We start from the raw sequence: 1,569 nt of genomic DNA on the forward strand, positions 1-1,569 counted from the left end.
ACTCTACTAAGTCCCTTATTTCCAGTGGTGTGAAGCATGCCAGTTAGCCTGTCGAAGCGTGACGACATCAACCTCGACACTGTTTTCCGCGTCGCCTGGAAGAAGGACACGGTGGCGATCGGCGAGAAGGCCTTGCAGCGCATCGCCGAATGCCGCGCCTCGTTTCTCAGGCTGATCGAATCCGATCCGCCACCGGTCATCTATGGCGTCACAACCGCCATGGGGGAATTGGCAAGCCGAAAGCTCGAACCTGACGAGCGTGATCGCCATGCGCGCATCAAGGCGTTTGCCGCCGCCACCTCGTTCGGCGATCCCTTGCCGGATCGCGTGGTCAGGGCGATCGTGCTTGCCCGTCTGACGAATTTCATCGAGGGCAACGCCGCCACAACGCCGCGCATCGCGCTAGCCGTGGCCGCAATGCTCGACGGGGAGCCGATGCCTGTCGTGCCGGCCTCCGGCCAGGGCGGCGCCGGTGAGATCCTGGCGCTCTACCCCTTGTTTGCAGAACTTTCGACGCGTTTCGACCTCGAGGTCAAGGAACGGGGTTCGCTCATCAACGGCTCGCCTTGCGCTGCCGCTCTGGTGGCAGACGCAGCGCTCGCGGCGCGCCGCCGGATCCGCATGGCGCACCAGGTGTTCGCGCTGTCGATCGAGGCGTTTCGTGCCCCCCTCGAACACTATGACGCCGCCCTCGACACGCTCTGGGGCGATGAGCATGAGGCCGCGGCCCTGCAGGGTTTGCGGGAATTTCTGGTTGGCGCCGGCGACGGGCGGCGCAACTATCAGGCGCCGGTCAGCTACCGCATCGTGCCGCGCGTCCTCGGCCAGGCGCATCGTGCGTTGTCGTCGGCCGAGCGGGCGGCCAATGTGTCGCTGGCCTCTATATCGGACAATCCGGTCTACATCCCGCCCGACGATGCACATCCGCTCGGCCGCTGCATCTCGACCGGCGGCTATCACAACGCCATGGCGACGCCGGCGTTGGACGATCTGGCGGCGATATGGGCCGATATCTGCCTGCTCTGCGACCGCCACGCCTCGAAGCTTCTGAACGGCAAGGTGTCGCTGCTGCCGGATCTGCTGATGACCGGACGTCACTCGGCCGACAGCGATGGCCATGGCAATGTCGGCTACGTACCGATGGCAATCACCGGCTATCTCGAACAGGCCAAGCTGGCAGCGCAACGTACCTTCATGCCGGGCACGGAATCAGCGGGCGCGGGGCAGGACGACGTCGCCACGACGGCATTCTTCGCATGGACCAAGGAAGCGACCGCCGGCCGCTGCGTCGACGCGGCCATGGCGATGCTGGCGATGATCGCCTCGCAGGCGCTGCACGTCACCGAACGGACGCCGCCGCCGGCACTGCGCTCCTTCGTCGATCAAATCAGAGCTATCGTGCCGCCTGTCGGCGCCGATCGCGTGCTGGGGCCGGAGCTTGCCAGGTTGGCGGAATGGTTCACTGAGAAGGTGTTCGAGGCGTAGAGATGCCGACAAGCTGTAGCCGGTGAAATTGGTGCGCCTGAACGGATGAAATTCGAACCGGTCCTCCTTCGCCAAGGCTTCGGA

At 64.9% G+C, this 1,569-nt stretch carries 1 protein-coding gene; it reads left to right on the top strand.

The genetic code is table 11. The annotated features are described in order from the left end of the window. Positions 1–36: 36 nt before the first annotated feature. Positions 37–1,485 carry an aromatic amino acid lyase gene (locus tag EN964_RS34100; protein ID WP_127271568.1) on the top strand — a complete coding sequence of 483 codons (1,449 nt, stop codon included), beginning with the start codon at positions 37–39 and terminating at the stop codon, positions 1,483–1,485. Positions 1,486–1,569 lie beyond the last annotated feature (84 nt).

Origin of the sequence: Mesorhizobium sp. M7A.F.Ca.CA.001.10.2.1 (assembly GCF_003998575.1) — a bacterium.
Taxonomy (GTDB): domain Bacteria; phylum Pseudomonadota; class Alphaproteobacteria; order Rhizobiales; family Rhizobiaceae; genus Mesorhizobium.

Excerpts from the sequence above, each read along its gene's own strand:
- EN964_RS34100 (WP_127271568.1), top strand. The coding sequence starts at position 37 with ATGCCAGTTAGCCTGTCGAAGCGTGACGACATCAACCTCGACACTGTT.